Source organism: Streptomyces griseoruber (assembly GCF_001514205.1).
In the GTDB taxonomy this organism is placed as follows: Bacteria; Actinomycetota; Actinomycetes; order Streptomycetales; family Streptomycetaceae; genus Streptomyces; species Streptomyces griseoruber.
The window spans coordinates 51,917-57,916 of the sequence record NZ_KQ948792.1 but is presented as its reverse complement, the minus strand read 5'-3'; the positions used below and the strand labels follow the sequence as shown (position 1 = coordinate 57,916).

Genomic DNA, 6,000 nt, shown 5'->3' with positions numbered 1-6,000 from the left:
AGTGCCGTGCGCCGTTCGCCTGAGAGGTAATTCCCCTCCGTCCCGTTTATGCGAATGCAGGGATATCCCTGCGTAATATGCGGCAGCAGCAACAAGGCTTCCCGGGTGATCGGTAGGGCCCGGTATGCCACGGCCCCCACAGGAAATGGCCTTTCGATGAAGCTGAAGATTCCGCAAGCAGCTCGCCGCCGTACTTTGTCCGGCGTGCTGGGCGCGGCCCTCGCCGTGACGGTTTCCGCTGTGATGGTCGCCGTGACGCCGACGGCGGCGTCGCGGCGGCCCTCGCCGTGACGGTTTCCGCTGTGATGGTCGCCGTGACGCCGACGGCGGCGTCGGCGATCGCGTTGCCCGTGCCTCTGGGCACAACCGCCAGCTACTCCGTTCTGGCGGGTCAGGGAGTCACCAACACCGGCAACTCGGTGCTCGCCCACGACCTCGGGACGCACCCGAACCCGGCCATCACCGGGTTCCCGCCCGGCCTGGTGGGCGGTGCCGTGCACGCTGCGGACGCCGCGGCCCTCCAGGCCAAGGCCGACCTGCTCGTGGCCTACAACAACGCCGCCGGCCAGGCGCAGGACTTCGCGCTTCCGGCAGGAATCGGCGGAGGCCCGGCACTGATTCCCGGCGTCTACCATGCCCTCGCCGGTGTCGGAATCACCGGCGACCTGGTCCTGGACGGTCAGGGAAGTGCCGACGCGGTCTGGGTGTTCCAGATCCCTGAATCCCTGACGACGGCGACCAGCAGCCGGATCCTCCTCACGAACGGCGCTTCGCCGTGCAACGTGTTCTGGCAGATCGGCCAAGATGCGTCGCTCGGCGTCACCACCAGCTTCGTGGGCACCCTCATGGCCGGGAACTCGATCACCGTGAACCAGGGAACGAACGTCGAGGGCCGGCTGCTGGCCCAGGTGGGTTCGGTGACCCTCAACAACAACAGGGTCTTCCTCGGCGGGTGCGCGAGCTCCACCGCTGGTGGAACGTCGGCGGGAACGAGCGCGGGAACGAGCGCGGGCACCAGCACCAGCGGGGGTCTCCTCGGCGGCGGTGTCGTCACGGGTGGCGTCCTGGGCGGACCCATCGTCGGAACCGGCGGAACCTCGGGCAACGTCGCCGGCAACACGTCCGGTAACACCGCGGGCAACACCGCCGGGAACACCGGGAACACCGCGGGCAACACCGCAGGGAACGGCACCGGCGGGAACGATCACGCGCCGGGCGGGCCGGGCCACGGCGGCAAGCCGGGCGGGCCGGGCCACGGCGGCAAGCTGGACCTCGGGTCCTACTTCCAGCCCGTCAAGCCCGACCACCACCGGCCCGACCACCACCGGCCCGACCACCACCGGCCCGACCACCACAAGCCCGAGCACGGCAAGCCCGAGCACGGCAAGCAGCCCGACGAGAACTACGGCTACGACGAGGCACCCAAGGACTACGAGGGCAACGACCACTCCGAGGGCTACGACGGCTAGCCGGCCCACTGCGGCCAGTCCGCTCACCGGATGACGGCGCGCGGCGGAATTCCCATCGAATCCGCCGCGCGCCTTCGGCGGCAGTCAGCAGAAAACGCCGGACGCGAGCAGCTGATATGAGAAAGACAGGTAGGCGGTGTCGAGCGGAATTGACGCAGCGGACGTGGAGGAAATCCAGCAGTCCGACTCCGGTCCGGCCACGCAGGAATGTCCTGACGCCATGGCCGCACCCTCCGGGCTGCCGAGAGGCGCCCGTGCACGGAAAGCCGGGCTGTACACCGCCGTGGTCCTGTGCCTGGCGGTGAGTGTCGTCCACGTGATTCTGGTGTTCCTCCACGTGGCACCGGCCAACACCGTCTCCAGGAGATACAGCCCGCTGATCAATGCATGGGTGTACCCCTTCTTCGAACAGAACTGGCGGCTCTTCGCCCCGGACCCCGAATCCGTCAACCGGAAGATTCTGGCAAGAACCGCACACACCGGTTCCGGCGGATCGGTTCAGGTGAGTCCCTGGTTCGACCTGACCGCCGTGGACCGTTCCGCAGTCGAGCACCAGGTGTTCCCGAGCCACACGGCCCAGAACATGTTGCGTCGGGCCTGGGCCGGCTACGTCGACTCGCACGGAGGGGACGACGAGTCGCGCACGGAACGCGCCCTGATGATGCAGAAGTACCTGAGCAACATCGCCGCGGACCGCGTCGCCGCCCACAACGGCGGCACTTTCGACTTCGTTCAGCTCCGCGTCGTCACCGTGTCCGTCGCCGCGCCCGGCACCCGCGTCGGCAGCCGTCCGTCGACGCCGGTCGAGAGCCGGCTTCTTCCCTGGTGGAAGGTGACCCGCCATGCGAAGTGAGGCGCAGACGACCGCGCTCTCCGGCACCGACCGATGGCTCCTCGGCCGGATCACCGCCGCGTGGGGCCTCCTGACCGGTCGACCGGTGTCCTTGTACGCCGTGTCGGTGCTGCGCATCGGCTACGGGCTGCTCTACCTGATCTTTCTGCTGCGTGAGTTCCCGCACCGGGACGAGATCTGGGGTCCCGGCTCTCCGTGGACGCCCGCCTTGGCACACCAGCTCTTCGAGCAGACGGGCTGGTTCAGCATCCTGGCCCTGTCCGACAGCCGTACCTACTTCGAGCTCTGCTATGGGCTGGCCCTCGTCACGTCCGCTCTGTTCATGCTGGGCTGGCGGACCCGTGTCATGTCCGTCCTCTTCGCCGTCGTGGTGACCTCCTTCCACGGCCGGGCGATCTTCATGACGGACGGGGGCGACAATCTGATCCTGCTGATGGCCCTCTACCTCGTCCTCACCGCCTGCGGCCGGCGCTGGTCCCTGGACGCGCGCAGATACCGGCTGAAGGCGGTGCGTGCGGGGAACACGACGGAACCGACGAGGAGCCTCTTCGCGCAGCAACTCCGCGATGCCCGGACCACCTTGATCACGGTGGTGCACAACTGCGGCATGTTCGTCATCGCGGCACAGGTCTGTTTCCTCTACGGATCAGCCGGCCTGTACAAGGTCCAGGGCGCTTCCTGGGGCAGCGGCACCGCTTTCCACTACGTCCTGAACCTCGAACTCTTCCGGCCCTGGCCCGCACTCTCCCACTTCGTGGACGAGCACACGCTTCTGGTCGCCATCGCCGGATACCTGACCGTGCTCTTGCAGGTCGCCTTCCCGTTCGTGCTCTTCGGCAGGCTCAAGTACCCCGTTCTCACCATGCTGCTGGGCATGCACATCGGCATCGCGGTGCTCATGGGCCTGCCTCTCTTCTCCGGCGCGATGATCGTCGCGGACGCCGTGTTCCTTCCCGACCGCTTCTACACCTTCCTGCCCCACCTCTGCCGACGCGCGGCGCGGCGGACGGGCAGCCGACGGCCGGCCCCCGGACGAGCGGCAGGATCCGGAACCGTACCGGCGCAAGGCGGGCCCGGCGCACTCGGCCCGAAGCAGCGGGTCGTACTCCCGGCAGGCCGGAAGGACACCACGCTCGCCACCGAGCCCCCGTCTGCCCGGGTCCCCCCGAAGACCAGCTGAGTCGGACACCGCGCCGCGCTGCGGCCGTGCCGGAGCAGCGGACGCCCGCCCGCCGGGATCCCTCGTCGGTGGCGGCCGAGTCCGTCGCCCGCCGAACCGCGTGCAGGACGAAGCGAGGTTCCTCGGCCATGGCGGGGCCGCAGGCCGTTGTGCCCGCGGCCCCGCTCGGGTGTCCCGCGTCGGGGCGCACCGCGGGGTGACCGGTCGGGCGGGCCCTCGTCGCGGGCTCAGTCGCCTCAGTAGCGGGCTCAGTCGAGGGCGGTGAGGTGGTCGGCGTCGCCGCCCCGCCACTCGATGAGGAAGATGGTCGCGTCGTCGCTCGTGGTGCCGCCACGCTCGTGTTTCAGGGCGTGGGAGAGGGCTCGCACCACGGCCCGTACCTCGGTGCGGTCGCGGAGGATCCGTTCGGTCCACTCGATGAGCTGCTCCTCACCGAACTGTTCCCCGCCCGCCTGGTGCTCCTCGATCAGGCCGTCGGTGAAGCACAGCAGCCGGTCCCCGGGGTGCAGCATCCGGTCGCTGACCACCGGCTGCTCACCGCCGAAGCCGACCGGCAACGTGGTCGGGCTCTCCAGCCGGTCCACGACGGCGCGGTCCCGGATCAGGAACGGAGCCGGGTGGCCGGCGTTGACCCATTGCAGCCGGCCGGTGACGATGTTCAGGGTCATCATCTGTGCGGTGACGAAGTGGTCGTGACCGAACTGCTCATTGATGGCCCGGTCCATGAACGCGTACACCTGGGACAGATCGGTAGCGGCCCGTCGCGTGTGGCGGTAGGCACCGATGGCCACCGTCGCCATGGTCGCCGCATCCAGCCCATGGCCCATCGCGTCGATCATGGCCACGTGCAGGATGTCGCCGTTGAGGGCGTAGTCGAAGCTGTCGCCGGCCACGTCGTAGGCGGGCTCCAGGATTCCGGCCACCTCGACCTGGGGAACGGTCATCGACAGCGGAGGCAGCAACGACCACTGGATCTCCGCGGCCACGCTCATCGGGGCGCTGCGGCGGGCCTGGAAGAACAGGTCGGTGTAGGCGTCCTTGGTGACGATCATGTCCGCGACCAGGCCGGCGAGTCTGCGGAGCAGACGCCGGTCGTCGTCGTCGACCCTGTCCAGGGTGACGGCCATCGCCCCGATCTGGTCGCTGCCGTCGAGGAGCGGCAGGTACATCCGCACATGGCCGTCCTGCGCCACCTCCACCGTGGTGCGGCTCAGGAACGCCTCGCCGGCGGGGGAGCCCTCGACCGGCTCGGGGCCGCCGACCCTCAGCCTCCGGCCCGGCAGGGGCACCAGCAGCACCTGTTCGTAGTCCTGGAGGAGGATGGAGACCTCCCGCCCGCCGACCCTGGCCACCTCTTCCGCGACGAGCGGGGCGATCAACTCCGGCGGCATCTCGTGGGCCCGGTCCAGCAGCACACCCAGCAGTCGTTCGCCGAACCCCTCCGACCGGTCCACCCCGATCCTGCCCGGCTTCCGCCCACCGTCCGTCATCGCTGTCTGCTTCCCTTCGTCACGGGCATGGGGAACTCATCGGGGTGGCCGCGAACACGCGGTGTTCGCCAGGCGGGGGACGGCGAACGCGGCCCGGCCCGGTGTCCCGGCCCCGTCGCACCGCAGCCGGTCCGTGGCGGTACCGCCCGGAAACGGCGTCGGCGCCTTCAACACCCCGACTCATGGTGCCGATCCGGCAGGCAGCGGCGATCGGCGTGGCACGACGTCGCCGACCGGCACAGGCTTGCATCGCCGCCCGGTCCAACGAGCCGATTACGCCATGGGCGGCATGTCGCCCCCAAGGCCGGTCACCGCCGGGGGTGCCTGATGGCCGCCGCGAGCGACCCCCTCGGGCCACGGAGGCGGTCTGGGACTCCGAGGCCGGACATGGGGCCCACGATCCGGCCGCACGGTCACGCATTCCGGCCGTCCTGACCGGGGTTGGTGACGAGTACCCGTCCCCCGGGCCACTCGCGTCGACCCGGTCGTGGGCCTCGGCGATGTCCTCCAGCGGGTTCCGGGGTGTGGACGATGAGGGTCTGGTCGGGGTCGCCTTCGACGGCGAGGACCACGTATTCGAGGGTGAGGTCGCCGACGAGCGGGTGGTGGAGGCGTTTGCTCCCGGTGGTGTGGGCGAGGACATCGTGCTCGGCCCACGGTCGGCGGAAGGTGTCGCTGCGCAGCGACAGTTCGCGCGCACGCCGTCCACCCCGTTACCGCTCTGCGGACCGAGTACTCCCTGTGGACCCGGGATGCGGAGGCGGAGATCCTGCCGCAGCTGCGCGAGCTGAACATCGGCTTCGTTCCGTACCCGCCGCTCGGCCACGGCTTCCTCACCGGTCGGATCCGTTCCGCCGACGGCATCGCCGACGCCGACTGGCGCACGACCAACCCGCGCTCCACGGGCGACAACTTCCAGCGCAACCTGCGCATCGTCGACGAGGTCAGGGCCGTCGCGGCTCCGCACCAGCGGCACCGCCCGGAGGAGAACGGCCCGGGGCAGGTCGG

Annotated in this window: 6 protein-coding genes and 1 pseudogene; 5 read left to right on the top strand and 2 right to left on the bottom strand. The window is 69.8% G+C overall.

The annotated features are described in order from the left end of the window. Positions 1–156: 156 nt before the first annotated feature. From AQJ64_RS51940 to AQJ64_RS43155, 4 genes are all read left to right on the top strand, one after another. Entirely contained in the window at positions 157–291 is a 135-nt protein-coding gene (locus AQJ64_RS51940) for a hypothetical protein (protein WP_276206685.1), read from the top strand. Between the two features lie 59 nt (positions 292–350). Beyond that, complete coding sequence (locus AQJ64_RS43165; RefSeq protein WP_240512751.1) at positions 351–1,469, top strand: ice-binding family protein; 1,119 nt, start codon at positions 351–353, stop codon at positions 1,467–1,469. 220 nt (positions 1,470–1,689) lie between these two features. After that, on the top strand, positions 1,690–2,322 hold the full coding sequence (locus AQJ64_RS43160; RefSeq protein ID WP_055635906.1) for a DUF5819 family protein: 633 nt from the start codon (positions 1,690–1,692) through the stop codon (positions 2,320–2,322). After that, positions 2,312–3,502, top strand: coding sequence for an HTTM domain-containing protein (locus AQJ64_RS43155; RefSeq protein WP_055635907.1), 1,191 nt, complete (start codon positions 2,312–2,314; stop codon positions 3,500–3,502). The genes AQJ64_RS43160 and AQJ64_RS43155 overlap by 11 nt, the downstream gene beginning before the upstream one ends. A gap of 248 nt (positions 3,503–3,750) precedes the next feature. On the opposite strand, the gene AQJ64_RS43150 is transcribed toward AQJ64_RS43155, so the two are convergent. Both AQJ64_RS43150 and AQJ64_RS49470 read right to left on the bottom strand, forming a co-directional pair. After that, on the bottom strand, positions 3,751–4,992 hold the full coding sequence (locus AQJ64_RS43150) for a PP2C family protein-serine/threonine phosphatase (RefSeq protein WP_055635908.1): 1,242 nt from the start codon (positions 4,990–4,992) through the stop codon (positions 3,751–3,753). A gap of 413 nt (positions 4,993–5,405) precedes the next feature. Next, positions 5,406–5,675, bottom strand: a complete 270-nt coding sequence (locus AQJ64_RS49470; RefSeq protein ID WP_240512754.1) for an MmyB family transcriptional regulator — start codon at positions 5,673–5,675, stop codon at positions 5,406–5,408. Positions 5,676–5,683: 8 nt separating this feature from the next. Here AQJ64_RS49470 and AQJ64_RS51585 point away from each other — a divergent pair. Next, a pseudogene (locus tag AQJ64_RS51585) lies at positions 5,684–5,953 on the top strand (aldo/keto reductase); the annotation flags it as partial. Positions 5,954–6,000: the final 47 nt, after the last annotated feature.